This window comes from Wolbachia endosymbiont (group B) of Silvanus unidentatus (assembly GCF_964028615.1).
GTDB lineage: Bacteria > Pseudomonadota > Alphaproteobacteria > Rickettsiales > Anaplasmataceae > Wolbachia.
Genome location: NZ_OZ034795.1, coordinates 1,291,933 through 1,317,848, shown reverse-complemented (window position 1 = coordinate 1,317,848; position 25,916 = coordinate 1,291,933). Strand labels below are relative to the sequence as shown.

Genomic DNA, 25,916 nt, shown 5'->3' with positions numbered 1-25,916 from the left:
ACAAAATAAGAGAAATATAGTATATTAATGGTAGTAAGAGTATTTAAAATTAATTATGCCAGTAGCAGTAAATACACCAGGTAACATACAAAGAATATCGAAATTTAAAAAGGCAAGAGATATTTTACTAGCCCCTGTGAGATGGCTAGTCATTGGTTTAGCTGTAGTATTACTCATAGCATTTATTGTTTTTGTCATAGCGTTAATTCTAGTTGCTCAAGCATTGGGTAAGCTATATCTTCTTGCAGGAGGCAAATTACCAGAATGGTTAGAGCAAAGAACTGAAGCATTTATGGAGGCAGTGCGTGTCCCACAAACAACGCATGATACTAATGTAAATGATGCAATTAATATTAACGTTCAAAAGCTAAAAGAAAACTATGGCGAGCCTGATGTTGATGATAAGTTTATAGAGGAAATAAAAGGATTTATTGATCAGTTAGAGTGTATAGCAAATGGTACACAAAAAGCTGTGGATAAAGATCAACTCACAGAAGATGAGAAAAAACATGCACTTAAGTGCTTGGAGCGTATAAAAAACAACCCTGATACACATAGTGGAAGCGGATTAACATTGAAGCAAGTTTTAAATTTGGTTTGGAAAGCTTGTAAAGATGAAAATAAAAAAAGTGCTGATGATAATATAGATATTAATACCCGCATATCACAGAGAAAATATCAACTGGTTAAACATTTAGTAGAATCGCAAACAGAATATGGAGTACTTGTTGGCAGTGCATGTTTTACTGGTACCTTTAACAGTATTGTCTCTTCCTTGTACACTTTTGAAGAATTTTTCTTCTTGCAAAGAGCGGATAAGGCTACTGTAAAACAAGAGTTTGAAAATGATCTACAAAAAAAAGGTGAAGAATTATTTAATCGGCTTTCCAATGATAAAGAAAAAAAAGAAGTTGCAGAAGCTTTAAGTAATCCTTCTACAAATTTCTTTATTAGCTTTATAGAATCATTTAAAAATCACTCTGCACGTGCAGTTTTAGGCGATAAAAGATGTGATGAACTAATAAAAGAGCATTTTGGTAATCTTCAATATAAACCAACAATATCTTGCTTTATAAAGTAATCACTTAACTAACGGCAAAGTGATACCATGTTGATTCATATATTTTCCTTTCATATCATCATATGACTTCTCACACTCACTTTCGCCGCTTAAAAACACAAATTGGCATGCTCCTTCATTAGCGTAAATTTTTGCAGGAAGTGGAGTAGTGTTAGAGAATTCAAGTGTGACGTGACCTTCCCATCCAGGTTCTAAAGGTGTGACGTTCACTATGATACCACATCTTGCATAAGTTGATTTGCCAACACAAATTACTAGTACATTCCTTGGTATACGAAAATACTCCACTGTGCTGGCAAGCACAAAACTATTTGGTGGAATTATACATACATCTGTTTCCTTATCTATGAAACTATTCTCAGAAAAATTCTTGGGGTCTACAATAGCTGAATTAACATTAGTAAAAACCTTAAACTTATTATCTACTCTCGCATCATATCCATAAGACGATAATCCGAAAGATACAACACCCTTACTGCTTTTATGATTCACAAAAGGTTCTATCATTCTAGAGTTTTCAGCCTTTTCCCTTATCCATTTATCTGGCATAACTGCCATAATTGTCCTTTAAAGTTTTGTAATACTTATAATAATATGTAATAGAATTTAAATGTAAACCTGAATTAGCGTTACACTCTGGAATGGCAAAGTTTCCAGTATAAACTACCTATACAAAAATAAATTGGCAATATTTCAAGCCTGCCAAGCAGCATCAAAAACGATAGAAATAGCTTTACTCCACCACTAAAAGAGGAATAATTACCTGAAGGACCTATTAGGTTACTAAATCCTGGGCCAGAATTTGTAAGCATTGCAGAAACAGAGCTGATGCTAGTTATAAAGTCCGCATTGCTCAAGCAAGACATCACTATTGATGATATAGCGAACGTTAACATGTAAATTGCAAAAAACGTAAAGACAGATTGGACTTCATCATTTTCCAGTATTTTACCATTGAGTTTTACTCTATCGCTTTCACTTGGATTTAATAAAGAGCTAAAGTAATTCCTTATAGATTTTAGAAAAATGACTAAACGGAAGATTTTGATTCCACCACTAGCAGAACCACCACATCCACCAATAAAGGCTAAAAAGAAAGCTAAGACTGAAATAAAGCTCCAATTCAAGTAGTTGCACATTACATAGCCAGTTGATGTGATAAAGGAGGTAATGGTGAATGTGCTGTACCTAAATGATAAAAATACTCCTAAGTCAAAATTTTTATATAACCAAAAACAAGCAAGCAAAGATGAGATAACAACTATCTTAATAAAGTAAGAGACCTGTTCATCATAACAAACGTCTAATCGTATTATAATTTTTAAATAGCTCAGAAAAGGTAAAGAGCCTAAAATCATAAAGATAATTGTTATGACCTCCAATATAGGGTTATTGTAGTAGCCTATAGAATCGTTATAGTTAGCAAATCCACCAGTTGATACAGCGGACATTCCGTGACATACTGCGTCAAATAATGGCATGCCAGCTAGATAGTAGGAAAATATGCACAATAAAATTAGGCAGTAATATATTTCTGCAATATGTATTACTACGCTTCGCGTATGTGGTAACTTTCTTTTAAGAGCATCTGAGTACTCAGAATAGAGTAAATTATTTAAGCTCAAAACCTTAAATATGGGAAAAATTGCAATTCCTACTGTAATTACTCCAAAACCACCTATACCGTGCAGCATTGCTCTCCACAGTAGTATCCCCGGAGATTGTTGCTCGATGTAACTTAGAACAGTTGCTCCTGTGGTTGTAATCCCAGATACTGCTTCAAACAGTGCATCAATGTAGCTTAAACTATCAAGATAAAATGGAATAGCTGCAAATAGAGATAATGCAATCCAGGTACAACTGGTAATCGCAAAAATTGCCGGCATTCCATGTACCCTATTTAGTTTACCCAGTAAAATAAAAATCGCACTAAATGTGCAGGTAACTATAAATCCAACCAGAAAATTTTTCCATTCGTAACCTAGATAATTATTAGTAATAGCAGGAATAAGCATTGCTACGCCAAACAACAATAGAAAAATTCCCACAATAAACGCAATTGAACGTAAAACTTGCAGACTTTCCATAGACAGTACTGTGAAAGCTATATGTTATTAAAACTTCAACCGCTTTGCTAATTTTTTCTCTTGACTTGATTATAAATACGTATAATTATAGCGCTAAATTTGCCATAAGAGATAGAGGTAAGGTATGTTATTAACTGACAGACAAAAAAACATTCGAGATTCATTAATTAGTGAAGCTATACAAGGCAACTTTGAGAATATAAAAAATAATTACGATAGCAATATACAAGAAGTTTTGAAAAGCGAATTACCTAGTAATATACAAAAAGAGTTTAAAGACGATCTACCTAACCCTTGTACCACTTCACAGTTGATTATATTCAAAAAAAATCAAAAGGAAATTAATCAATGTATACAGAAAATGGAGCAAAAAATTGAGAGTATTTCGTGTGATATAGCTATGCAAGAAGCGAAAGGAAATGATGATTCGCATATGCAAAAAGTGAAAAACTTAAAGAGAACAAGTGATCTTCACCACAAATTACGTCAAGCAATAGATTATTTAGATGTTAAAAAAGTTAAAGCAGTATTAGAAGATTGTGATACAAATCTAGCAATGATTTTAAATAGACCTATACATTCACAGAGCAAAACTACCCTTTTACTTTATCCTCTGCAAGTTGGTCTTAATAAACGATATATAGGTGATGGTAAAAGATTGAAACAAGAAGATCTGAGAAATATAAAAGAAATTACTAAACTTCTTTGGGATAAAGCTTCTCCTGATATTCGCAATTTCTGGTTTAAATTCCATCAAGATCAACAAGAAGAAAGTACAAAAGACACAAAAGCAACCTTTGAAGCTCATTTGAAAAAAGCTCCTCCTGATATTCGTGACTTGTGGCTTAAATATCAAAGAGTGCCTGAAAATCAAGATGCAGCTGTAATAAAACTTCTTAAAGGTGAGCAACAACGACATGCCAAGATAGGTAGTGAGAAGTGGCTTGAAGATTTCATTCAAGAAGTTAAAGATTACAGAGAACAAAAAACCATAGAAGAAAACCTTGAAATAGCTACAGAGAAACCTACAACAAAATCTGTTCTACAAGACGCACAACTTTCTCAAATAAATAGAACTTGTTGTATTTTGTAGTAAATAAGTTCTTAGGAAATCTAAGTATGATAACAATAAAAACAAGAAATTTAAACGTTCTATTTTTAACCTAGTATCCAGAATAAAAAAATATCAAAGTCATCATATTATATCACGAACCTTTTCCAAGACTTTTTTTATATTTTCGCTTGAAAGTGGAATTAAGCCAAGCCTAGATAAATATCCACCTTCAGTACTAATAGAGTCTACAACTTCTCTAATGAATTCCCTTAATCCATCAACAGTATCTAAGTGTTCTTTCTTTATATAAAGATATAAAGGCCTTGCTAACATATACTCCCCCGATGATATATTTTTATAAGTTGGCTCAATTCCTGCGATTGTGCTTCCTTGAATCTCATCTTGGTTTTTCGCTAAAAAGCTGAAGCTAAATATTCCTAAAGCATTTTTATTGCTCTTCAATTTTTGTATTATTATGTTTTCATTAATTCCAACTTCTATATATCTTCCATCATCTCTGATATTACTACATGCTTTCTTTCTTTTTTCTTGGTCTTGATAATTCTCTTTGAAAATCCTTGAGTTCATACATGAATATTGATCAAGCATAATAAAATTAATCAAAGTTTCATGTGTACCTGTATTTTGATGTGGGCCATAGATTTTAATTTCTGTTTTTGGTAGAGCTTGATTTACATCAGACCAAAATTTCTTGTTATTCTTTACTAATCTATCATTGTCTTCAGAATATGAAGATAAAGTTTCAAACAGGTCATTTTTTGTAAAATCAAATCTATGGCTTTGATTTGAATTTGCAATAACAATTCCATCATAGCCAATTATTATCTCTATTACTTCATTCACTTTATTTCTTTTACATAATTCTCTCTCTACTTCCTTCATAGGGCGAGATGAAGTAGTGATATCTGGTGTGCCTTCCCCTATTCCTGAACAAAACATTTTGAACCCTGATCCACTTCCTATCGATTCTACAACTGGAGTTTTAAAGGAAAATATACGGCTGAATTCTTCAGATATAAATGAGATAAAAGGAAAAACAGTTGAAGATCCAACAATTCTGATATATCTTCTGGCATCAACATTTGACAGTGGGATGAGTAATACAAATGCAAAAATAAGGAAAAGGCGTTTCAGCATCGTTTTCGCTCAAGAGTGTAAACTTAATTATCGTAATAAAAAATCAAACTGAAAAGCTTTTTTTCTAGATTTCAAAAGGTATAACGATCAAATGTGTGCGTAATGATGAGATCTGAATCACAGCATTCATACAACTGTATCTATATCGAATCCTCTTATGTTTTTCAATACTGAAAAATTCTTTCATATTAACTTAATGATGCAATATATCCTTTTCTTTAATAGATAAGTCATCATCGACTTTTTTTACATTATCATCAGTAATGTTTTGTATTTCCTTTTTGGCAACATGAAAATCATCTTCTGAGATTTCCTTATTTTTCTTCATTTCCTCTATTTCTTCCATAACATCTCTGCGTATATTTCTAATTGCAACTCGTGCATTTTCAGAAAATTGATGCAATAGTTTCACTAATTTTTCACGAGTTTCTTGTGTTAAGTCTGGAAGAACTATACGTATAGTATTTCCTTCAACAACAGGATTTAAATTCAGGTTAGCATTGATTATCGCATTTTTTACTTCACCGATAGCAGTAGCATCCCAAACTTTAACTGATAGAGTTTTGTTATCTATAGCTGAAACTCCTGCAACTTGGTTCAGTTTTTGATGTCCACCATAGATATTTACAACTATACCATCAAGTAATGATGCGTTAGCTCTACCAGTACGTACACCTTTCATATCATCGTGAAAAGACTGAATAGTTTTTAGCATTCTTTCTTTTGTTTTAGCTTTTATTTCGTTTAACATAAATTACCTAATGTTTACAATCTGAAACTATAGTATAAGTGCCTTGACCCTTAATAATATCAACCATTTTTTCTCTTTTTAAAGAAAAAACTACAATTGGGATAGAATTCTCACGAGCAAGTGAAATTGCTGATGCATCCATAACTTTTAAATCACGAGTTAGCAGATCTGTATAAGAAAGCCTATCATACATCACAGCATTCTCATTTTTTTTTGGATCGGCAGAATATACACCACTTACTTGAGTACCTTTTAAAATAACATCACAATTCATTTCAACAGCACGTAAAGCTGCAGCTGTATCCGTAGTAAAAAATGGGTTACCTGTGCCTGCTGCAAAAATGACTACTCTACCTTTCTCTAAATGATGAATAGCCTTCCTTCTTATATAAGGTTCACATATAGTAGTCATAGGTATAGCAGACAACACCCTAGAGACTATAGAGCTTTTTTCTAAAAAATTTTGCAAAATTAAAGCATTAATGACAGTACCAAGCATTCCAATATAATCACTGCTTGCTCTTTCACAGCCACTTAAAGATGCTGATGCACCACGAAAAATATTCCCACCACCAACAACAATACAAACTTGAACTCCGAGATTACAAACTTCAACTATGTCTTTGGATAGTTTATCTATAACTTCCATATCATGGCCAAATAGCTTTGATCCCATCAAAGCCTCCCCAGAGATTTTGAATAACACTCTGGGGTACTTTACTTCTGAAGTTTTGTTACTTATTTGCACCATCCAAAGTAAGTAACTTATAATTAGCTAATTTAACAGCACTTGATTCTATAAAATCAGCAATCTTCATTTTATCATCTTTTATAAACTTCTGCTCTAGTAGAACAACTTCTTCATAGTATTTAGCCATTCGTCCCTCTACTATTTTTTTCGCTACCTCTTCAGGTTTATTTAAGCTCTTTACTTGCTCCTCAATTATAGAACGCTCATTGTTTAATTTTTCTTGATCTAAATCATCTATAGATAAAGCTTCAGGTTTCATAGCAACTACATGCATAGCTATTTGCTTTCCAATCTCTTGTTTATCACCAGATGATTGCAATGCTACTAAAGCACCAATCTTACCTAAGCCATGCATATCACCATGTACATAGCCAGCAATAATCCCATCCTTAGTCTCTAGGTAGCAAAGATTGCTTAACTCTAACTTCTCACCAAGAACCGATGTACCACTCATAATAGCTTCCTGTACTGTACCAACATCTTCATATTTGGCATTTTTTAACTCATCAAGACTAGTACAACGTTCTTGACAAGCAATTGATGCTAAATTTGAAACTAATGCTATGAACTTCTCATTTCTAGCAACAAAATCAGTTTCACAATTGACTTTAACCAATACACCATAATTTTTAGCCAAGCACATAGCAATAAGCCCATCTGAAGCTACTCTATCAGACTTTTTGTCAGCTTTAGCAAATCCTATTGTACGTAACCTATCAACGGCTTTCTTAATATCACCATCACACTCTTCTAACGCTTTCTTACAATCGCTTAAGCCAAGCCCTGTTCTATCGCGTAATTCCCTTATACTACTTGAATCCATCTTCATTTACTTACTATTACCTCCCTTTCTGTTTCATCCTTCATACGCTTCTTTTTAGTTTGCACAATACCCCCTTCTTTTTCTTGAATAAGCTCATCATCCTTAACTCTAGACCTTGTCAAACTAGACTCTATTCCAGCTAATATAGAATCAGCAGCTAATTTACAGTAGAGCTCTATTGATTTTCTTGAATCATCATTTCCTGATATAGGATAGGCAATATCATCTGGGTCAGAATTGGTATCAAGTACTCCAACTACAGGAATACCCAGTTTTTTAGCCTCTTTAACCGCTATATGCTCTTTGTTAGTATCAATAATGAATAAAATATCAGGAACTGCTCCCATTTCTCTAATGCCACCCAATTCTTTATCAAGCTTTTTTCTTTTCTTTTCAATATTTCCTAATTCTTTTTTTGTTAAGATACTATCTTCATCATTTAATATTTTCTCATATTGTATCAAAGTTTTTATCGAAGAAGAAACAGTGTTCCAATTAGTAAGCATACCACCAAGCCATCGATCATTTACATAATATTGACCACAACGAACCGCTTCACTTGCAACAATATCTAAAGCTTGAAATTTCGTACCAACAAATAAAATGCGACCATCTTGAGATGCAACATCGTATAAAGCTTTCATTGCCGCCTCTAACAATGGTAATGTTTTTCGTAAGTCTATTATGTGTATACGATTCTGTTGATGTACACCATATATATATGGGGCCATTTTCGCATTCCAGCGACTAACTTTATGGCCAAAATGCACACCAGATTCAGCTAAATCACGTATAGTGACTTTAGGCAAATTTGTCATATTTACTCCTCCAAATAGTTTATCCTCCATGGCATAACCCTAACGGGACTACTTGCATAAGCCATGTGTGAAATTAAGTTATTTACATAGTAATAAAAAAGACAAAAAAGCGCAAACAAAAAATATTGACAAGTAGCAACACGTTGATTAGCTTTAAGATTGCAAACGTTAAAAAGCAATGGGGGGTGTAGCTCAGTTGGTTAGAGCGCATGCCTGTCACGCATGAGGTCGTGAGTTCAAGTCTCATCACTCCCGCCATTACAGCAGAAACACCTTAAAATTCCTTAAGTTTTTTATTAATTTGAATTAATTTCTTTCAGAGACTTGACATGATATTGTAATTGCTGCTTAATCTATTTAACTTTATCGTTAATAATTGGGATTAAATATGTTCATTTCTGAGGTTTTTGCGGCAGATGCGACTAACAATGTATCAGCATCTGTTGCTAGCTTTATTCCACTCATTTTAATATTTGTAGTATTTTATTTTCTCATTATTCGTCCCAATCACAAAAAACTAAAAGAACATAGAAGGATGATAGATCAAATAAAACGTGGTGATACGGTTATTACTTCTAGTGGAATAATAGGTGAAGTAAACAAAGTTGACGAAGTAAATGCACAACTAATACTAGAAATAGCACCAAAAATTGAAATAAAAATCCTAAAGTCTGCTATATCTGAAATCTTAAATAAAGAAATTCAAAAGCCAGTAGCTAAATCTATTGAAAAAAGCAAAGTTGAAAAGAATGGCAAGAAAAATAAACTAGAGGAAAGTAAAAAAGACAAAAATGCTTCATAATTTAAGAAGTGTGTGGAATATTAGGTATAGTAAGTAGCGGTGATTCAGTAATACCAACTTTACTAACCGCGTTGCAAAAATTGGAATACAGAGGTTATGACTCTTCAGGTATAGCAATTATAAATAATAGAGGTAAGATAGAAGTAAAAAAATCAGAAGGTAAAGTTGAAAGATTGTGTGAAGTTGTTCATGAGAGCAAGATATCTAGTAGCAAAGTTGGTATAGCACATACTCGTTGGGCTACACATGGAGCTCCAAATCTTAAAAATGCTCATCCCATTTATATAAATAATGTTGTTGTTGCTCATAATGGCATAATTGAAAATTACAATATATTAAAAAAGGATCTGGAGGAAAAGGGAGTATCTTTCCACACCGATACTGATACAGAAGTGATACCAAACATATTAACTTCATATCTTGATGAAGGGTTATCACCAATTGATTCTATATTACAGTGTCTAAACAATTTACAAGGTTCACTTGCTTTGGCTTTATTATTTGCAGAATATCCAGATACTTTATTTGTTGCAAAAAGAAATTTGCCTTTAGCAATAGGATATAACTGTAATAAAGTGTTTGCTGCTTCTGATACTAATACTTTGAATTCATTTGTAGAAAAAATATTGCATTTAGAAGATAATGATATTGCAGTAATAAAATCTAACGAATTCAGTATATATAATAATGGTATACAAGTTAAACGCAGAACAGAAAATAGCAGTCCAAGAAATTTTCTAATTAGTAAAAATGGTTACCCTAGCTTTATGCTAAAAGAAATTTTTGAGCAACCGTATGCATTAAACAAAACAATAAATCAATTTTATAAACAATATAAAGAAATCAACAAAGAATTATTTTCTGAACTAGGTTACATTACTATAGTTGGATGCGGTTCATCCTATTTTGCTGGACTAATAGCAAAGTGTTGGCTGGAAAGTATTGCTCAAATTCGGGTATATCTAGAAATCTCGTCAGAATTTAGGTATAGCAGCGTCAAGCTCGAAGAAGGTAGTATTGGCTTATTCATTTCTCAATCTGGTGAAACTGCAGATACTATGGAAGCACTACGTTATGCGAGATTGCAGAAACAAATGATCATTAGCATAATTAATACATTTAATAGCAGCATAGAAAAAGCCTCAGATATTGTATTGCATACTCTTGCTGGACCTGAGATTGGTGTTGCTTCGACAAAAACCTTTTCTACGCAGCTTGCAATTTTAGCATGCTTTGCTGTAGAGCTTGGAAAAATAAAAGGTATACTGGGTAGAGAGAGGATAAAGGAACTAAGCGGTGCTATTAATTCCATTCCCGAACATGTAGAGCATGTTTTGAATGTGATGGAAATACAACATATATCAGGCAGTATATTAGAGCACAATAATATAATTATAATTGGGAGAGGAAGCTCATATGGAGTTGCAATGGAAGGTGCATTGAAGATAAAAGAGCTTTCATATATCAACACAATTGGTATTGCAGCGGGAGAAATGAAGCACGGTTCTATCGCCTTGATAGACTCTACTGTACTTGTTATCGCAATTATTCCTTACGATAATTTATTCTTTAAAACGCTATCCAATATACAAGAGATTATTGCAAGAAAAGGTAAAGTAATTGCCTTTAGTGATAAGCAAGGAGCACCGCTCTTAAAGGGAATTTGCATAGATGTGGTGCAACTTCCAGAAGTTGACAATTTTGTTTCTCCAATTATCTACAGTGTTGCTATGCAATTTCTTGCTTATTCTATTGCAGAAAAAAAAGGGCTAGATGTAGATTGTCCGAGAAATTTAGCTAAATCTGTCACAGTTGAGTAACTTATTTAAAGTGAGTTGCTAATTAACAGCTCTAATTGTCAGTTATAAATTACTGAATTTTACTAATAAATTCATTGCTATTATTAGCCCTCTGCGAAAGAATATGTAACTAATGTAAGGATGAGAGAGGCTAAAATCCACGCCTCAAATTAACAAGATTTGCCATTATGGTTACCAGACACAACTTAACCTAGCAAGCAAGAATTAACTAACAGAAAAATTGAAAACTAATATCAGTCTCTTATGTAATGCTACTAATATTTTTCTAATATGTTTTCTATTCAGGAAAGTCTACATCGCCATAACAATATTTACTAGAATGAGGTCTTGTCTCATTGTAAAAACACAACCAATGATCAACGTCTATCTGAAGATCTTCTAATGAATTGTAGATTGTTTTACAAAAAAAGAGGAGTAAATGAGAGTTCAGTAACTTGATTATAGAGTTGTACTGCCTTTCCATATTTGAAGCAAGTTGTTATTCTATCTCAAACCGTAGCACAAAGTAAATATGGCAATTTACACTAAAATTTTCTGTTTATGATTTATATTATGTAAAGATACTATTTGACCTTGAGCTTTAAAGATATTATGTAATAGCATTATTTAATATGCGAGGTTTATTATGGCTAAAGTAAGTGCTGGTGAAAACTCAAAAAAGCTTAAAGATGGTAAAAATCAGCCCATATCACCAAAAAAGTTCAAAGGCAGTCAGTCTATGTCACCAAAACGGAGTCAGAATTCTGGTGAAAAGCTATGGAATGCATTAGAATCATTAGAAGAAGCAAAATCAGAGTTGAAAAAAAGAAAATTTGAAATAGAACTAAAAAAAGACACTGAAATATCAGACGAAGGAATAGAAAAAGTAGTGGAATTGGAAAGGAAAACAGAAAAAGAGATAGAAGAAATAGCAATGCCAATATCAACGTTACTACTTAAGGAAACAATAATAAAATTACAAGGAACAAAAATAATAAATTTTTTAAAAAAATTAGAAAAACAAGTAAAAGAAATGCAAGAATTATGTAAGAAACTAGAATTAAATGCTAAAATAGAAGAAGAAGATCTAAATAAGCTCGAGGATATAAAGAAAGAATCAGAAAAGTGTTGCAGAGAGTTAGTGAGCTATATGCCTAATTCAAATAATCCTAGAATGTTGTACACTGCTGTTATTGGTGTTGGTCTTGCTGTTGGGCTGGTAGCAAGTACTATACTTGAACATACAACTAGACTAAGTATATTAGCAATAATTGGCATAGCTACAGCATCTGCACTCGTAGCTGGTGGTGCTACATATGAAGCACTAAGACCTAATACTAAAATAGATGAATCAAAAGAAGTCCAAATAAAGAGTTCTCATCACTCACTTTCCTAATCACACTTTAATTCAAACTTTATCAGTTTTATTCAAGTTGCTTCTAAAAGGAGAATATCAATGGTGTTCTCCTTACTGATTTGGTTAAAATGCAGAAAACGCCTATGTCAAAATTTACACAGATGTTAAGTGCTGCCACTAATTCCCAGTTAGTACAATTTGTGTATCTTATTGACATATTTAATTTATTCTGTTACAATTTTTAGTAATTAGGTTGGGGTAAAACAATGAAGAGTTTTAAATGGCTACTTAATCAAGTCAGACTTTCATGGATTAGCTTAATATCAAAAGTAAAGAGCTTTTTTCAAACTAACGATACACATCATCAAACAACTGCTAGCAATGGAAATGATCATACAAGAAAAATAAGTGTAGAAAATACAATAGAGGAGAAAGTTAATGAAGAGGATGTATGGTATGATTCTCTGAAAGAACAAGAGCCAGGTGAAAAAGAAAGAGATCTGGATGAAGAAGAATTTTTTGATGCTATTGAAAATTTGGATGAAGAGGAAGTGAGTGCTAACATAGAAGGAAAAGAGTATGAAAAAAATAAGTACTATAGTCTACAAGATGGTCTACAAGAAAAAAATGAATTTGATCACACAACGCACACTCTTACACTTGCTTTTGAAATTGAAAAGCCATTTCCAGACTCTGACCTTAGTAAATTTAAGTTATGCGAACTTAAGCAAAATGGTGATAAATATACGTTTATCTTAGAAAATGATCAGAAAAGTCGAATAGAATTACACTCTGAATATCTCAATATTTATTTTCCTAAGTATTTTGAGAAACACAGTAAAAAAGGAGCATACACTGAACTTTTTTCTCAAGAAGAAAATGGAATTAGCAATGATATTATCATCCCATTAGAAGTTCCAAAAGAGGTAGGGATACTTACTGAAAAATTCGGTCGGATGAACTTCATAAAAGCAAATATACAATCTCAAATACCAGATTTTCCGGGAGATATAAATCTAAAAGATTGTAAAGATCATGTAAACTTCTATCTTAATTCAAATAATACTATATCTCTTTTTCTAACGTCAGCACCGATAAAATTTGCAGCTAAATTATCAGGTACTCCAACAGAAACAAACTGGCCAATAAAGGATATTCTAGTCAGAGGTAGTTTTATTAATCAGCATATTCCTAGAGTTGAAGAAGCTTATATTGATAAGCATTCTATAGTTGAAGAAGCTTTTGAAGTAGTTAACGTAGAATGTGCATCAGAGCTGAAGATTTCTCAACCTAGCATATAGCCTTATATTCTTTCATCAGCATGATATAATTTTGTGCAGATTGTGTAATATGTTTTATTTCCTCATCTGACATTTTTTTGAAGAATTGTGCTGGCCTGCCAGCCCATACTTCACCACTTTTTATCACTTTTCCATGTGTCACCAGTGAGCCAGCAGCTACCATAGCTCCAGACTCCACAATCGCATGATCCATTATGATAGAGCCCATACCAATAAATGCTTTATCATGCACCGTGCATGCGTGTAATACGCAAAAATGTCCTACCGTCACCATACTACCAATAATCGTATCACCACCTGGGTTTCTATCTACATGAATTACAGTGCCATCTTGAATATTCGTTCCATCGCCTATTTTGATTGATCCAACATCTCCTCTGATCACACAATTAAACCAGATACTCGCATTCCTTCCTATTTCAACGTTACCTATGATACGCACACCATCTGCGATAAAAGAACTTTCATCCATTTTTGGTTCATAATCTTTGTATTTTAAAATTTGATAGCTCATAATTTAAATAAGGTTTAATACATACTTGGGTTCCAGTAGTCAAGTTACTCGGGTAAAGATATTCTTGACTTATGATCCTTATGCTCCTAAAATCTTTATTTTTAGCTCTATTCATAATGTCAGTAACAGTACTTAGTGTACTTCAAATAATATTAGTTGTTGTATTGGTAATTTTAGTGCTCCTGCAGCCACCTGGAAGTAGTTCATTAAGTGGCTTTAGTAATTCACAACAGGGAATGAATTCAATAATTCCGGTAAAGTCTTCTGAAAATCCACTCAGTAGAATAACTTCTATAGTTGCTGGGCTGTTCATTATAAATACACTGTTACTATCAGGATTATGTTCAAAAGATGTACATAAAAAATCAATTGCAGAGAAGATTATATCAGAAAAGAAGCAAGAAGGCCAATCAACTTCTGTTCCATTTGAAAATTAATGAAAGAAACCAAGTTTATCTTTGTTACAGGTGGAGTTGTTTCATCACTTGGTAAGGGTTTAGTTGCTTCAAGTGTGGGAGCACTTCTTCAAGCTCATGGATTCAATGTTCGCATCAGAAAGCTTGACCCATATCTCAACATTGATCCTGGAACAATGAGCCCAGCTCAGCACGGGGAAGTATTTGTTACTGAGGATGGTGCTGAAACTGATTTAGACCTTGGACATTACGAGCGTTTTACTAAAATTAAAGCAACCAAGGACGACAATATAACAACTGGTAAAGTATATAATAAATTATTAAAGAAGGAAAGGTGTGGTGATTATCTAGGCAAAACTGTGCAAATCATTCCTCATGTGACAGATTTAATCAAATCTTTCATTTTTAATGGTACAGAAGATTTAGATTTTGTAATATGCGAAATAGGCGGAACCGTAGGTGATATTGAAAGCCAACCGTTTTTGGAAGCTATACGCCAAGTTAATTATAAACTAGGAAAGCAAAAAGTTATCCTTATTCACTTAACTTTAATACCATATCTCACTGCAGCACAAGAATTAAAGACAAAACCGACACAGCATTCAGTTCGAGAGTTAAACTCTGCGGGGTTACAACCAGATATTATATTATGTCGCAGTGAAAAAGAAATTTCCGATAATCAAAAAGAAAAGATAGCCAATCTTTGCAATGTTTCTTTATCTAACGTAATACCTGCTCCTGATGTAAACCATATATACGAGTTACCGTCCTTGTATAATCAATGTGGGCTCGGGGCACAAATTTTGGATCACTTTCACTTAAGTAAGCCAAAACCAAGCTTACCTGAATGGGACCAAATAGTACACTCTATGAAACATCCAACACAAGAAGTTATCGTTTCCATAGTAGGAAAATATACTGAATTTCCTGACGCATATAAATCACTGATTGAAGCATTAAACCATGGTGCAATTAGTAATAAAGCTAGAGTGAAGATAAATTGGGTCAACTCAAGAGAAGAGAATGGAAAATCTATAGATGCAAAGTTTATCAGAGAAAAATTACAAAGCTCTAATTCAGTCCTTGTTCCAGGAGGATTTGGTGATAATGGAATAGAAGGTAAAATATTAGCAATAAACTATGCCCGTGTAAATAACATTCCTTTTTTAGGAATATGTCTTGGTATGCAGCTTGCAGTGATTGAATTTGCTCGTAACGTTATTAAGCTTGAAGATGTACACTCTGAAGAATTTTATACTTGCAAACACCCAATCATCAAGCTCGCTGATGGTAAGAACGTTGATCTTGGTGGAACCATGAGACTTGGAACATACAAGTGTAATGTAAATCCAAATTCAAAAATGGCAAATGTGTATAGTAGTGTCACTATTTCAGAAAGACACAGACACAGATATATAGTTAATTTAGATTATAAAAATAACTTAGAAGAGAATGGAATGATATGCAGTGGTATATCAGAAGATAAAACATGCATAGAGGCAGTGGAGCTAAAAAATCACTCATGGTTTATTGGTGTGCAATTTCATCCAGAATTTCAATCAAGACCATTTTCTCCTCATCCTCTCTTTACATCATTTATTAAGGCAACTATTGACAATAGAGTTTAATAGAACTTAATAAACTCTATTCTAATAGAGAGGTAAAAATGTTACTAAGAAATAGTAAAGATAGCATTACATATGGATCTGCGACCTTCGAGGAATTGAATAGGCATGTAGAACAAATAATATATAAATTAGAGGAGGATCAAATTATAGAGGATATAATGGAAGAAGTAGTTGTAGCTATAAACGAACTAAAATCGGTAGAAGAAATAAAAAAATATTTAAAGCGAGAAATAGATAGCCTTGTAAAAAGGACAATAGTCCTTAGTGAATTCTATAACCTAGAAAAAATAGAAAAGCCAAGAAAAGAAAATTATATTTACCCAAGCACCTAATGTTTAAGTACCAATACATGGAACTTGCCATAGAGCAAGCAAAACTTGCTCAGAAAGATGGCGAAGTGCCAATAGGCGCTGTAATAGTTAATGGAAACAATATCATCTCCTCTGCACACAATATATCTAATGATCCAACTGCACATGCAGAAATGTTAACAATTAGACAAGCATTTTCAACTTCCACGCTTTATGAAGCTGAAATGTACGTAACGTTAGAGCCGTGCCCGATGTGCGCTCAAGCTATCTCTTTTGCAAAAATTAAACGTCTGTACTTCGGGGCTTACAATCCCAAAGGTGGAGGAGTTGAAAACGGCACTAGAATATTTCAATTCTGTAACCACATACCTGAAGTTTATGGTGGAATATTAGAAACAAAATGTTCTCTTTTATTAAAAGATTTCTTTGAGAAATTGAGAACTTAGGGGAGTGGTTTAAGAAATGATAGATAGGAGATTATGAAAAGGGTTTAGCCGCATGGAAGTGGGATGAAAAGAAGCACTGGTTTCACATGCGTCTGAACAGACAGCATTTTAAATTTGTCCTGTGCAATGTTTGTACAGTTGCGATAAAAATTACTTGACAAATTTTGACAGCTTTGTTATTTTGATAGTGAAGATATTCTAGAGCTCGAAATCTATCTTCGTCTGCAGACTTTTCAACTTCATTAATTTATAATCTCTAGTTAAAGTATATTGGTATAGATAACTTCTATCATAGCTATATACATTTTTCTGAGTTTTTTTGTATTACTTAGGAGGATCATCATGTTTAAAATCATGGATTACGCATATCATTGACATAAATGCCTTAAAAGGACAAATGGTACCTACGTCCTCTTTATATAGATTATGTATTTGTTCAGATACGACTAAATTGTGTCTAGTGTAGAAAAAATTAGACAAATTCAGCCTTATATAGAACCAAATTCAACGAAAGTAGAATTATCCTCATTTTCATAATAATAAGGATTTGCTTCTTGCGTATTATTAACAGCAGTTTTTAATAGTACTTCCTTATCACTATCCCATGCAACTTTCTCCATAATTGCATTATAATCTTTACACTTTTGATCATTTCCACAGTCCCTGATTTTACCATTAAGCTTTAGATAAGGCTTTAATGAATTATAGTGTACTTGAGTATTATTGCCCTCTTTATCTATCATATTCCCTGCGTTATTAACAATTATCAATGGTGCAACTTGTTTCGCTTTCACAATATTTGCTCCACCGGGGTCTTTGATGAGATCAGGACATGATTCTCTAGAAAAAAAATTCTTGTTTAATTCTTTATTATCATAATCAGTGCCAAACTGGCAGAAACTCTTAACCTTCTCGTCCTGACAAGCTAACTCTAGTGGACTATCAATACATTTAAGACATTTCGTATTACTAAAGTTGGCTGCTGAACTAATATTATCAGTAAAGGCAAATTTAAAATTTACTGCACCATAAACACCCTCTGATCCCTTTTCTATATATGGCACAATTTTAGAATTACTATACATCTCAGGATAGAGTTCTTTTAATAAATCAGATGTATTAAAACCTTGACAACCTATCTTATTATTCGATTTATACAAAGTAGCCTTAGGCCCACAAATTTCTGGCAGGCTAAGATCTGGTGTTATTTCTCGAGATGTAATTTCTCCACTTTCATTCCCTCCTTCATTGGTAACATGTTTGCCTCTATCATTTTCATCCTCTCCCCTAATACTAGGTTTATCTTTATCAGTGCGATCGTCCTCATTGGTAACATGTTTGCCTCTATCATTTTCATCCTCTCCCCTAATACTAGGTTTATCTTTACCGATTCTTTTCTCATTTTTACATTCTTCAGCTGCTTTTTTATACCACTCAGTCTCTGCTTTTGCCATGTTAATTTTACACTTTAAAAGTTCTTCTTTTACTTCTTCAATCTTACTCTGCATCACTTCTTCTTTCTCCTGTTCAATTTTGTACCTCAAAATTTCCTCTTTTGCTAGTTTAGCTTCTAATTTTGCTTGTTCAGCTTCTGCTTTAATATCATCACATTTTTCCTGATTAATTGCCTGTCCACCGTTTTCTTTCATCTTCTCAGCATTTTTTTTACACTGTATTAACTCATTTTTTGTTGCCTCAGCTTCATTCTTAGTTTGTTCTACCTTCTCTCTTTCTTCTTGAAACTGTAATTTTAACTTATCAACTTCTGCTTTTGCTTCATTCTTAGTTTGTTCTACCTTCCCTTTCTCTTCTTGAACCTGTAATTTTAACTCATCAACTTCTGCTTTTGCTGCCTCAGCTTCATTCTTAGTTTGTTCTACCTTCCCTTTCTCTTCTTGAATCTGTAATTTTAACTCATCAACTTCTGCTTTTGCTGCCTCAGCTTCATTCTTAGTTTGTTCTACCTTCCCTTTCTCTTCTTGAATCTGTAATTTTAACTCATCAACTTCTGCTTTTGCTGCCTCAGCTTCATTCTTAGTTTGTTCTACCTTCCCTTTCTCTTCTTGAATCTGTAATTTTAACTCATCAACTTCTGCTTTTGCTTCATTCTTAGTTTGTTCTACCTTCTCTCTTTCTTCTTGAACCTGTAATTTTAACTTATCAACTTCTGCTTTTGCTTCATTCTTAGTTTGTTCTACCTTCTCTCTTTCTTCTTGAACCTGTGACTTTAATTCACTAGCTTCTGCTTCTAATTTTGTAATTTCTCTTTGTGATTCCACAGCATCTTTTTTACACTGTATTAACTTATCTTTTGCCTTCTTAGTTTCATCTCTACAGTCACGAAGTAAATCTTCTTCTGATTTATCATCCTCTTTTTCCGCAACCTGATCTCCTAGATTTTCGACTTGCTCACCCTCTTCACCATAAAAAAGTTTGTTGGCATATAAATTACTATTATTAACTTGATCGCTATAGATATTGTTTGACATTGTGACCTCCTATATAGTCAAAACTGGAATTAAATTAGAGTATAAAAGCTAGGAATTCAACATGGGTAAAAGAAACCACAGCTCAGGAAATCTCAGGTTAACTCAGAAATTATTATAAGCCAAAATGATTAAAAATTTTATAACTTATATCTTAGATCTAGCATGATAACCAACAATTATTCAATTTCCACCTTACTCACCAGCTTGACACAGTCCATCTTTATTCATTAGAGAGCCGTGATTCCTCTACTCTCCAATGATTAATCACTTGTCAGTTTTGAGTGTAGTAGTTGATAGCCTGTACGTAAATACGTTGCTTTTGTCCTTTAGAAATTTTTAGTCTACTATCTTTATCCAGAAAAAAATTGTAAAATTTCTATAGTTATGGTATAATTGTAAATACCGCTTGCCAATAAGCTGAGTATAAAAATGCCGTTCGGACAAATCATTACATATAGCACGATATTACTTGCTATAATTGCAGTATCTCTCTTTTTGAGAAAAATATACAAAAATCATATTAGGAAAATTATATTTCCTCTAAAAGTTCTCAAAGAAGAGTGGGAAGAAAATAGAAGATTTAATGAATTGTATCAAAAAAATAAGCAAAAAGAGTTGATGAAACAACAGGAAATGCTAAGGGAGAAACAAAAGAATATGCAAGTTTACAAAGAAGATCTAGAAATAGTTGATATAGCAAAACCGTTAGGCAAATGGACAAAGATGGTTATGATGGGTAATAGTTTAATGAAACATTTTGCACAATTGATACACAGAGAAGGTGATAAGAAAGGATTTTGGGAGCTATTTATAAAAGCTCAGTCTTCAACTAAGGGTAAATATAAAGGAAAAGGCAGATAATCCATGCTTGAATGTAAAAATCTATCCTGTGCTCGTAATAACAAAGTATTATTTAAAAACCTCAATTTTAAAGCTGAGCCAAAATCAAAAATCTTAATCACTGGTCCAAATGGTAGCGGCAAAACCAGCTTAATCAGAAGTTTATCTGGACTCTTACCGCCAGTATCAGGCAATATAAGATACTACGGAAAAGACATATATGATGATCCAAAATCCTTTATATCTTCCATGGTTTACGTAGGACATAAAAACGCCTGTAAAGATAGCTTAACAATTGGTGAAAACATAGAATTCTGGGCAAGAATACGGAACACTAGAGAATCAGTTATGGCAGCTGCTTATTGTTTAGAGTTGCAACCTGTATTTAACATTAGATATGGTGAACTTTCTGCAGGCTGGAAAAGAAGAGTTGCGCTTGCCCGCCTTTTAATTTCTAATGCAAATATCTGGCTGATAGATGAACCTTTCTGTAATCTTGATAGCACAACATGTGAATTAGTATTGAACCTAATCTCAATACGCTCTGAGCAGAACGGTACAGTAATTATTACAGGACATAGCTCTACAGAACAATTGTTTGACTTCAAGACAATCGACATACGTGATTTTAACAGACCTCTTGTATAATTTTTGGCCTTATTGTACTTACATCAATAATTTATTATCACATTTAATATTACGCATTAAAATTAACTCATCTCTTTCAAAGGCTCTATATTAAAAATCGAAAGTCCAGAAGCAATGACGTGTGCTAAGGCTTGGACGAGAAACATTCTTGCAGCGGTGAGATTTAAGTTATTCTCCAGTATAAACCTCATATTTAAATCACTTTTGCCATATCCCCATAAAACGTGAAACGCTTCTGCAACTTCAAGTAAGTAGAAAGTAATTCTATGTGGCTCACAAAGCCTTGCAGATATTTCTACCACATCTGGCCACTTTGCTAAGGTTTTTATGAGGAATAGCTCCCCATCTGTCTTTAAAAGTGAAGGGTCTGCTGTTGGGAGCTCTTTTGGAGCATTACGCATTAACGAATGAGCACGGGCGTGCGCATATTGCACATAAAAAATAGGGTTGTCTTTTGACTGTTCTTTAACTTTAGCAAAATCAAAGTCCAAGACCATATCATTCTTGCGTGTTAACATTATAAAACGAGTTATATCCCTGCCAACCTCTTCCACTACATCCCTAGCTGTAAGAAAATTTCCTGATCTTTTGGACATCTTAACAGGTTTTTCATTCTCGAAAAAATTCACAATATTATGCAGTTTTACCTCTATTTTTGCTTGATCATCACTGAGCGCAGAGACAACTGCTCTAAGCCTTTTAATATAACCGCCATGGTCACTGCCGAGCTCTACGATCATATTGTTAAAACCACGCGATATCTTATCAAAATGGTAAGCGATATCTGAGGCAAAATAAGTCCAACTGCCGTCCTCTTTCTTCAATGCGCGGTCAACATCATCGCCAAATTTTGTAGAGCGAAATAACATTTCTTTTCTGGAAGTCCAATTTTCACTTTCTTTGCCTTTTGGTTTCTCCAGGTACCCTTCATACACTAGACCCTTGTCAGATAATATCTTTATACTCTCTTCGATTTTGCCACGTAGCTCATACTCTGAAGTAAAGACATCATGACTTACTCCAAGTAAGTTCATGTCTTCCTTTATTATCTCTAAAATGGAACTTAAAGTATACTCTCTAATTATTTGATTATCCTCCTCTTCTCTAAGCTCTTTGCCATATTTTTTAGCTAGTGCCTCCCCTATTGGTTTTAAATATTCACCTGGGTATAAACCTTTTTCGATGCTAATTTTCTCTCCCAGAACTTCCTTATACCGCAAATATACTGACTTTATTAGTGTATCTATCTGCGCTCCAGCGTCATTAATGTAGTACTCCTTAGTAACATTATAGCCAACTTTCTTTAGTAAATTTGCTAAAACATCACCAAACACTGCCCCTCTTGCATGACCAATATGCAGAGGACCAGTTGGATTTGCAGATACAAATTCAACATTGACAGCCTGATTATTTCCAATATTTAGAGTGCCAAACTCCGTTTTTAGCTCATTTATTTGTTTTAAAATCCCATGCCACACTTCTATTTTTAAGTGCATATTGATAAAACCGGGGCTTGCTATTTCCACTTCTGCAACTTCATCAAAAGGTTTAAATTCTCTTGCTAAGATCCCTGCAATCTCAATTGGATTCTTTTTTTCATGCTTTGCAAGCACCATAGCAACATTTGTGTAAATATCACCATGTGCTCTATTGCTTGGAGGTTCCACAATAAAATTTTCTGCACTTGTATTTATGACACCCCTTTGTTTCAACTCATTTAATTTGCTGGAAATTAGAGAGGAAATCTGCTTGAAAATGTTCATTCACTATACTGCTATAAAATCTATAGCAGTATAGCAAATAAGTGGGGCTAGTTGAAGTTATGATTTTCTCTCTACTCTTTGTTTGGTGTAAGGCAACCTTTTCTGGGTCTTTTGAAACCCAGAAAAATTATAGTTTACATTAAGTCGTTGCTGTCACTATAGTGACGGAAAGCCATACTTTCGCTTTCACTAAAATAAGCATTCCCTGTACCTTCATTCCCTGTACCTCCATTTTTCTCTTTCTCCAGTTCATTCTTAATACTTTCTTTTAGCTCATTCTTAGTCTTACCACTAATCTCAAACTTAAGACCTTTTTCTAGTTCATTCTTAATATTTTCTATCAGTTCATTTTTAGTCTTATCATCAATCTCAAACTTAAGACTTTTCTCTAGTTCATTCTTAATACTTTCTTTTAGATCATTCTTAGTCTTATCACTAATCTCAAACTTAATACTTTTCTCTAGTTCATTCTTAATATTTTCTTTCAGTTCATTTTTAGTCTTATCATCAATCTCAAACTTAAAACATTTTTTCAGTTCATTCATAGTCCTGTCATTAATCTTACACTTAAGATCTTTACCACATTTATCATGAATCAACTTACTCTTATTGACTTTACAATCATCCAACTTTGTAAACAAATTAACTCTTACCATATCATTTACAAAACATGTATTAGTTGGCATTGGATGAGCATAGGCGCTTTTAAACATAAAATAACTCCATCAATAAATAAATTTATCAAACAATTAAACATAGAATAATGTGTGTACTAACAATACACACATTATATTACTTTTATAGAAAATAAATATTCGAGTCTGCCGCTTGTGTATTGTGATCAGTAGCAAGAACCATGATTATGCTAGAGTTCAATGCATCCACACATTTATCACATTCAGTATTGTCGTAACATTTACCCACAATTTTGCCATCTGAAATCCTAAGGTCATTTCTAGTACTCGCAATAATTTCCCCACATTCCTTAGAACTCATACCTGTTTCATCAGAGGTTTTCAAATTGAGAATCTTATCCGTTCCTGGCAAGGTTGATATTGCAAGCTTTTTTATGTCAAATGGTATCGATTTATCATCATCTTTAGATTCAGGCTTAGGTTCAGGCTTAAGTTCCGGACAAGGTGGACAAGCAGGAGCAGGTGGACAATATGATATTATTATAAGTTAAAACAATTAAAGATTTAATAGTTTTAGTTATCAATCTAGCATAACAACCAACAAGTATGACTCAAATTTTCCTTCAGTTTTTACTATATCTTCACCAATTTTGCATACAGCCCATCTTTATTCATTAGAGAATCATGAGTACCAACTTCTTCCACTTTCCCGCAATTAATCACTATAATCTTGTCAGTTTTGAGTGCGGTTGATAGCCTGTGCGTAATTATAATTGTTGTTCTGTTTTGCATCAACTTGCTAAGTGCTTTTTGCACTAGGCTTTCACTTTTATAGTCGAGGGCGGAAGTTGCTTCATCCAGTATTAAAACCTGAGGATTTTTCAGTATTGCTCTTGCTATTATAATACGTTGCTTTTGTCCTTCGGAAAGCTTTAGTCCTCTTTTTCCTACAAATGTATCAAATTTATCCGGCAGCTTATCAATAAATTCCATTGCATACGCACTGATAGCTGCTTGCTTCACCTCTTCATATTCAGCATCTGGTTTACCATATAGTATATTTTCCATTATTGAGCAAGAAAATATCATGTGATCTTGTGGTACTAAGCCAAACAGCGATCTTAGATCATTTAGCGCAATTGTCTTAATATTCTGTCCATCGATAGTAATACTGCCTTCACTTGGATCGTGAAAACGGAGCAAAAGCTTTAAAATGGTGCTCTTGCCACTGCCAGATGGTCCAACAATTGATACTGATTGGCCTGCCTCTATAGAAAATGATACGTTATTTAATGCTGGCTTATCAGCATAAAAAAATGTTACATCGTTAAACGAAATTCCTTTTTGAACACTATTGATCCTTATAGGATTATCATTATCTAATATAGAGCTTTTCATGTTCATAAATTCAAATAAACGCTCTACAATTCCAAGACCTCGTTGCAAATCACTGATGTTATCGCTTAGATTGTTTACAGCCCCTGCAGCAAGTGCTGAATAAAACACAAATGAGGAGAGTTCTCCAATGGTCATATTATTACTTAAGACTTCTTTTATTCCCAAAAAAAGCAAAACAACTAGCGAACCTATCACACACGTGATAACTAGAGTTACTAAAATAGCACGCAAGAGTACTAATTTTACGTATGATTTTGATACTGAGTTTAGATGTTTCTGAAAATGGATTTTTTCATTTTCTTCGAGTACAAACGATTTGATAGTTACTATAGATCTAAAATTTTCCTCACTAAATGATGCAAGCTCACTTAATTTATCCTGAGCAAAGCGTGCATAATTGCGTACTTTTTTCCCAAGTGAAGTCATGACAATGAGCAGTATAGGTATTATTGCAGCTGCATATGCGGTTAAATGTAGATTTGTGTATAACAGCATTGCAACACTACCAGTTAGTACCACTGCATTCCTCAATATTGTCAATAAGCTGCTGTTTATTATCGATTGCAATGCAGAGGTATCAGTAATGAGTGCTGAGATAACATCTTGCACACCTGTATTCTCAAAGAAACTTGGTTGTAAATCAGTAATACTGCTATATAAGTCATATCTGATTCTTGCGATAACTTTTTCGCTTCCAATGCCAATGAAATATAACCGAATAAATGCAGTGAGAGAGATGCCTAAAACTATCAGTATTGCAACTAATAGATTAGTAGTAAAATTATGCTCTGCGCCAGAATCAATTATGTTGCTTAAGCCCCTACCAAAAAGAAGAATCGTTAAAGCTGAAAATAGAACTGCAATAAACGCTACGGTAAAATAATGTAAACTAGGTTTTATATAGTAAAATAACTGCTTAATGTTAGATTGCATTTTATTTTAAAGTTAAGTATTTAGCTTCAGGAAAAAGTTACAGCATTAGTCTACAGTGTACTTCCTTAGAACAATACGTTCAAGAAACTTTAGCTTCTGAAGGAAAAACGCTG

At 33.4% G+C, this 25,916-nt stretch carries 25 protein-coding genes, 1 tRNA gene and 1 pseudogene; 13 read left to right on the top strand and 14 right to left on the bottom strand.

Annotation, left to right across the window (positions count from 1 at the left end):
* Positions 1 to 55 precede the first annotated feature (55 nt).
* The gene (locus ABWU65_RS06295; protein WP_353280472.1) at positions 56 to 1,081 is read left to right on the top strand and encodes a hypothetical protein; all 1,026 of its coding nucleotides are present in this window, start codon (positions 56 to 58) and stop codon (positions 1,079 to 1,081) included.
* Here ABWU65_RS06295 and dcd read toward each other — a convergent pair whose 3' ends face one another.
* Together dcd and ABWU65_RS06285 are read right to left on the bottom strand one after the other, a co-directional pair.
* Positions 1,082 to 1,639, bottom strand: a complete 558-nt coding sequence (gene dcd / locus ABWU65_RS06290) for a dCTP deaminase (protein WP_007302605.1) — start codon at positions 1,637 to 1,639, stop codon at positions 1,082 to 1,084.
* Between the two features lie 71 nt (positions 1,640 to 1,710).
* Complete coding sequence (locus ABWU65_RS06285; RefSeq protein WP_353280470.1) at positions 1,711 to 3,168, bottom strand: TrkH family potassium uptake protein; 1,458 nt, start codon at positions 3,166 to 3,168, stop codon at positions 1,711 to 1,713.
* Positions 3,169 to 3,292: 124 nt separating this feature from the next.
* On the opposite strand from ABWU65_RS06285, the gene ABWU65_RS06280 reads away from it, so the two are divergent.
* Complete coding sequence (locus ABWU65_RS06280; RefSeq protein ID WP_353280468.1) at positions 3,293 to 4,261, top strand: hypothetical protein; 969 nt, start codon at positions 3,293 to 3,295, stop codon at positions 4,259 to 4,261.
* Between the two features lie 102 nt (positions 4,262 to 4,363).
* On the opposite strand, the gene ABWU65_RS06275 is transcribed toward ABWU65_RS06280, so the two are convergent.
* The 5 genes from ABWU65_RS06275 to rpsB all read right to left on the bottom strand — a co-directional run bounded on the left by ABWU65_RS06275 (position 4,364) and on the right by rpsB (position 8,523).
* On the bottom strand, positions 4,364 to 5,380 hold the full coding sequence (locus ABWU65_RS06275; protein WP_012482020.1) for a substrate-binding domain-containing protein: 1,017 nt from the start codon (positions 5,378 to 5,380) through the stop codon (positions 4,364 to 4,366).
* 193 nt (positions 5,381 to 5,573) lie between these two features.
* Complete coding sequence (gene frr / locus ABWU65_RS06270) at positions 5,574 to 6,131, bottom strand: ribosome recycling factor (protein ID WP_007302601.1); 558 nt, start codon at positions 6,129 to 6,131, stop codon at positions 5,574 to 5,576.
* A 7-nt stretch (positions 6,132 to 6,138) separates the two neighbouring features.
* Entirely contained in the window at positions 6,139 to 6,882 is a 744-nt protein-coding gene (pyrH, locus tag ABWU65_RS06265; RefSeq protein ID WP_010407219.1) for a UMP kinase, read from the bottom strand.
* Positions 6,866 to 7,711 carry a translation elongation factor Ts gene (gene tsf, locus ABWU65_RS06260; protein ID WP_353280467.1) on the bottom strand — a complete coding sequence of 282 codons (846 nt, stop codon included), beginning with the start codon at positions 7,709 to 7,711 and terminating at the stop codon, positions 6,866 to 6,868. Before tsf ends, pyrH begins: the two co-directional genes overlap by 17 nt.
* Positions 7,708 to 8,523: a 30S ribosomal protein S2 gene (gene rpsB / locus ABWU65_RS06255; protein WP_012482019.1), complete on the bottom strand. Its 816-nt coding sequence runs from the start codon at positions 8,521 to 8,523 to the stop codon at positions 7,708 to 7,710. Before rpsB ends, tsf begins: the two co-directional genes overlap by 4 nt.
* A gap of 181 nt (positions 8,524 to 8,704) precedes the next feature.
* On the opposite strand from rpsB, the gene ABWU65_RS06250 reads away from it, so the two are divergent.
* From ABWU65_RS06250 to glmS, 3 genes are all read left to right on the top strand, one after another.
* Positions 8,705 to 8,781 (top strand) — tRNA-Asp (locus tag ABWU65_RS06250).
* A 130-nt stretch (positions 8,782 to 8,911) separates the two neighbouring features.
* Positions 8,912 to 9,325: a preprotein translocase subunit YajC gene (yajC, locus tag ABWU65_RS06245; protein WP_006012489.1), complete on the top strand. Its 414-nt coding sequence runs from the start codon at positions 8,912 to 8,914 to the stop codon at positions 9,323 to 9,325.
* A gap of 8 nt (positions 9,326 to 9,333) precedes the next feature.
* Complete coding sequence (gene glmS, locus ABWU65_RS06240) at positions 9,334 to 11,145, top strand: glutamine--fructose-6-phosphate transaminase (isomerizing) (RefSeq protein WP_007302597.1); 1,812 nt, start codon at positions 9,334 to 9,336, stop codon at positions 11,143 to 11,145.
* Positions 11,146 to 11,443: 298 nt separating this feature from the next.
* Here glmS and ABWU65_RS08160 read toward each other — a convergent pair.
* A pseudogene (locus tag ABWU65_RS08160) lies at positions 11,444 to 11,557 on the bottom strand (IS481 family transposase); the annotation flags it as partial.
* 213 nt (positions 11,558 to 11,770) lie between these two features.
* On the opposite strand from ABWU65_RS08160, the gene ABWU65_RS06235 reads away from it, so the two are divergent.
* Positions 11,771 to 12,520 carry a hypothetical protein gene (locus tag ABWU65_RS06235; protein WP_007302596.1) on the top strand — a complete coding sequence of 250 codons (750 nt, stop codon included), beginning with the start codon at positions 11,771 to 11,773 and terminating at the stop codon, positions 12,518 to 12,520.
* 227 nt (positions 12,521 to 12,747) lie between these two features.
* The gene (locus tag ABWU65_RS06230) at positions 12,748 to 13,782 is read left to right on the top strand and encodes a hypothetical protein (protein ID WP_007302595.1); all 1,035 of its coding nucleotides are present in this window, start codon (positions 12,748 to 12,750) and stop codon (positions 13,780 to 13,782) included.
* Here ABWU65_RS06230 and ABWU65_RS06225 read toward each other — a convergent pair.
* Positions 13,772 to 14,296: a gamma carbonic anhydrase family protein gene (locus tag ABWU65_RS06225; protein ID WP_007302594.1), complete on the bottom strand. Its 525-nt coding sequence runs from the start codon at positions 14,294 to 14,296 to the stop codon at positions 13,772 to 13,774. The two genes, ABWU65_RS06230 and ABWU65_RS06225, sit on opposite strands and share 11 nt — an antisense overlap.
* 116 nt (positions 14,297 to 14,412) lie before the next feature.
* Between ABWU65_RS06225 and secG the strand changes: the two genes are divergently transcribed.
* From secG to ABWU65_RS06205, 4 genes are read left to right on the top strand one after another with little or no spacing between them, the layout of a single operon-like run.
* Positions 14,413 to 14,733: a preprotein translocase subunit SecG gene (gene secG / locus ABWU65_RS06220; RefSeq protein WP_007302593.1), complete on the top strand. Its 321-nt coding sequence runs from the start codon at positions 14,413 to 14,415 to the stop codon at positions 14,731 to 14,733.
* A complete protein-coding gene (locus tag ABWU65_RS06215) occupies positions 14,733 to 16,340 on the top strand; it encodes a CTP synthase (RefSeq protein ID WP_007302592.1) in 1,608 nt (535 codons plus the stop codon). The genes secG and ABWU65_RS06215 overlap by 1 nt, the downstream gene beginning before the upstream one ends.
* 38 nt (positions 16,341 to 16,378) lie before the next feature.
* Positions 16,379 to 16,672, top strand: coding sequence for a hypothetical protein (locus tag ABWU65_RS06210; protein ID WP_007302591.1), 294 nt, complete (start codon positions 16,379 to 16,381; stop codon positions 16,670 to 16,672).
* A 17-nt stretch (positions 16,673 to 16,689) separates the two neighbouring features.
* On the top strand, positions 16,690 to 17,097 hold the full coding sequence (locus tag ABWU65_RS06205; RefSeq protein ID WP_010404879.1) for a nucleoside deaminase: 408 nt from the start codon (positions 16,690 to 16,692) through the stop codon (positions 17,095 to 17,097).
* A gap of 488 nt (positions 17,098 to 17,585) precedes the next feature.
* Here ABWU65_RS06205 and ABWU65_RS06200 read toward each other — a convergent pair whose 3' ends face one another.
* The gene (locus ABWU65_RS06200; RefSeq protein ID WP_353280465.1) at positions 17,586 to 19,586 is read right to left on the bottom strand and encodes a hypothetical protein; all 2,001 of its coding nucleotides are present in this window, start codon (positions 19,584 to 19,586) and stop codon (positions 17,586 to 17,588) included.
* Positions 19,587 to 20,015: 429 nt separating this feature from the next.
* On the opposite strand from ABWU65_RS06200, the gene ABWU65_RS06195 reads away from it, so the two are divergent.
* Complete coding sequence (locus tag ABWU65_RS06195) at positions 20,016 to 20,447, top strand: hypothetical protein (protein WP_052265043.1); 432 nt, start codon at positions 20,016 to 20,018, stop codon at positions 20,445 to 20,447.
* Between the two features lie 3 nt (positions 20,448 to 20,450).
* Positions 20,451 to 21,074 (top strand): heme ABC exporter ATP-binding protein CcmA, encoded by a 624-nt coding sequence (ccmA, locus tag ABWU65_RS06190; RefSeq protein ID WP_264685491.1) that lies wholly within the window; start codon positions 20,451 to 20,453, stop codon positions 21,072 to 21,074.
* A 62-nt stretch (positions 21,075 to 21,136) separates the two neighbouring features.
* Here ccmA and argS read toward each other — a convergent pair whose 3' ends face one another.
* From argS to ABWU65_RS06170, 4 genes are all read right to left on the bottom strand, one after another.
* A complete protein-coding gene (argS, locus tag ABWU65_RS06185; RefSeq protein ID WP_353280464.1) occupies positions 21,137 to 22,837 on the bottom strand; it encodes an arginine--tRNA ligase in 1,701 nt (566 codons plus the stop codon).
* A gap of 134 nt (positions 22,838 to 22,971) precedes the next feature.
* Entirely contained in the window at positions 22,972 to 23,550 is a 579-nt protein-coding gene (locus ABWU65_RS06180; RefSeq protein WP_149168816.1) for a hypothetical protein, read from the bottom strand.
* An 85-nt stretch (positions 23,551 to 23,635) separates the two neighbouring features.
* Complete coding sequence (locus tag ABWU65_RS06175) at positions 23,636 to 23,857, bottom strand: hypothetical protein (RefSeq protein ID WP_236681822.1); 222 nt, start codon at positions 23,855 to 23,857, stop codon at positions 23,636 to 23,638.
* A 248-nt stretch (positions 23,858 to 24,105) separates the two neighbouring features.
* A complete protein-coding gene (locus tag ABWU65_RS06170) occupies positions 24,106 to 25,803 on the bottom strand; it encodes an ABC transporter ATP-binding protein (protein ID WP_149168815.1) in 1,698 nt (565 codons plus the stop codon).
* Positions 25,804 to 25,916 lie beyond the last annotated feature (113 nt).